This window comes from Nonomuraea sp. NPDC049269 (assembly GCF_043197155.1).
Lineage (GTDB): Bacteria > Actinomycetota > Actinomycetes > Streptosporangiales > Streptosporangiaceae > Nonomuraea.
This window is the reverse complement of record NZ_JBICSO010000031.1, coordinates 1-1,355: the sequence shown is the minus strand read 5'-3', so window position 1 is coordinate 1,355 and position 1,355 is coordinate 1. Positions and strand designations below refer to the sequence as shown.

The following is a 1,355-nucleotide window of genomic DNA, read 5'->3' as shown; positions in this document are numbered from 1 at the left end:
GATCGTGCGGCTCTGCCGGTGCCGGATGGCAGCCGCCCCGACCTCGCCGACAGCTACCAGCCGCCGACCACCCCCACCGAACAACTCCTGGCCGGTATCTGGGCTGACCTGCTCGGTGTGGATCAGGTCGGGGTCCGGGACAACTTCTTCGATCTTGGCGGGCACTCTCTGCTGGCCACGCAGGTCGTCTCTCGTGTCCGTGCGGTTCTAGGGGTGGATTTGCCTCTGGCGGTGTTGTTCGATCAGCCGACCGTCGCTGGTTTGGCGCCGCTTGTGGATGGGGCGAGCGGCAGTGATCGGCCCCCGATCCTGCCGGTCGGCCGTGATCAGCCGTTGCCGCTGTCGTTCGCGCAGCAGCGGTTGTGGTTCTTGGCCCAGCTCGATCCCGGCTCGGCCGAGTACAACACTCCCACCCTTATTCCGTTGCCGGGCGACCTCGACATTCCCGCTCTGCGTGCCGCCCTTACCGCGCTGGTGGAGCGGCATGAGGTGTTGCGGACCCGGCTGGTTGCCGATGCCGGCGGCATCCCGCATCAGATCATCGATCTGCCGACCGGCTTCGACCTTCCGGTCATCAACGTGGCCGGCGAACAGGAAGCTCAGGCGCTGATCGCCGCCGATGCCGCGACGCCGTTCGATCTGGCGGCCGGTCCGCTGCTGCGTGGCAGCCTGCTGCGGTTGAACGGCGGGGAGCACGTCTTGGCCTTGTGCATGCATCACGTCATCTCCGATGAGTGGTCGGCCAAGATCTTCCATCGGGAGTTGAACGCTCTCTATGAGGCGTTCCGTGTCGGCCGTCCGTCTCCGCTGGAGCCGCTGCGGGTTCAGTACGCCGATTTCGCTGTGTGGCAGCGTTCCTGGCTTACCGGCGAGAGGCTGGAGGATCAGCTTGGCTACTGGCGGCGGCGGCTGGCTCGGCCGCCGGTGCTGGATCTGCCCACTGACCGGCCGCGCGCGGCGGTGCGGGACACCGCTGGTGCCGCTTTGGACTTCCACGTCGGCTCTGAGGTGGTTGAGGGGTTGCAGGCGTTGTCGCGTCGTACGGGCGCGACGATGTTCATGACGTTGCTGGCGGCTTACACCGTGCTGCTCGGTAAGTACACGCGTCAGGATGATGTGCTGGTCGGTACGCCGGTGGCCAACCGCAACCAGGGCGAGACCGAGGATCTGATCGGGTTCTTCATCAACACTCTGGTGCTGCGGGCTGATCTGTCGGGCGATCCGACCTTCACCGATCTGCTGCACCAGGTGCGCGCCACGGCGTTGGCGGCTTACGGTCATCAGGATCTGCCGTTCGAGCAGCTCGTGGACGAGCTGGGTATCGAGCGTGACCGCTCCCGCACGCCGCTGTTTCA

At 66.1% G+C, this 1,355-nt stretch carries 1 protein-coding gene; it reads left to right on the top strand.

Annotated elements, in window-relative coordinates:
* Nucleotides 1–1,355: condensation domain-containing protein (locus tag ACGFNP_RS61030; RefSeq protein WP_393334396.1), on the top strand; the 1,355-nt coding region annotated here is incomplete at both ends.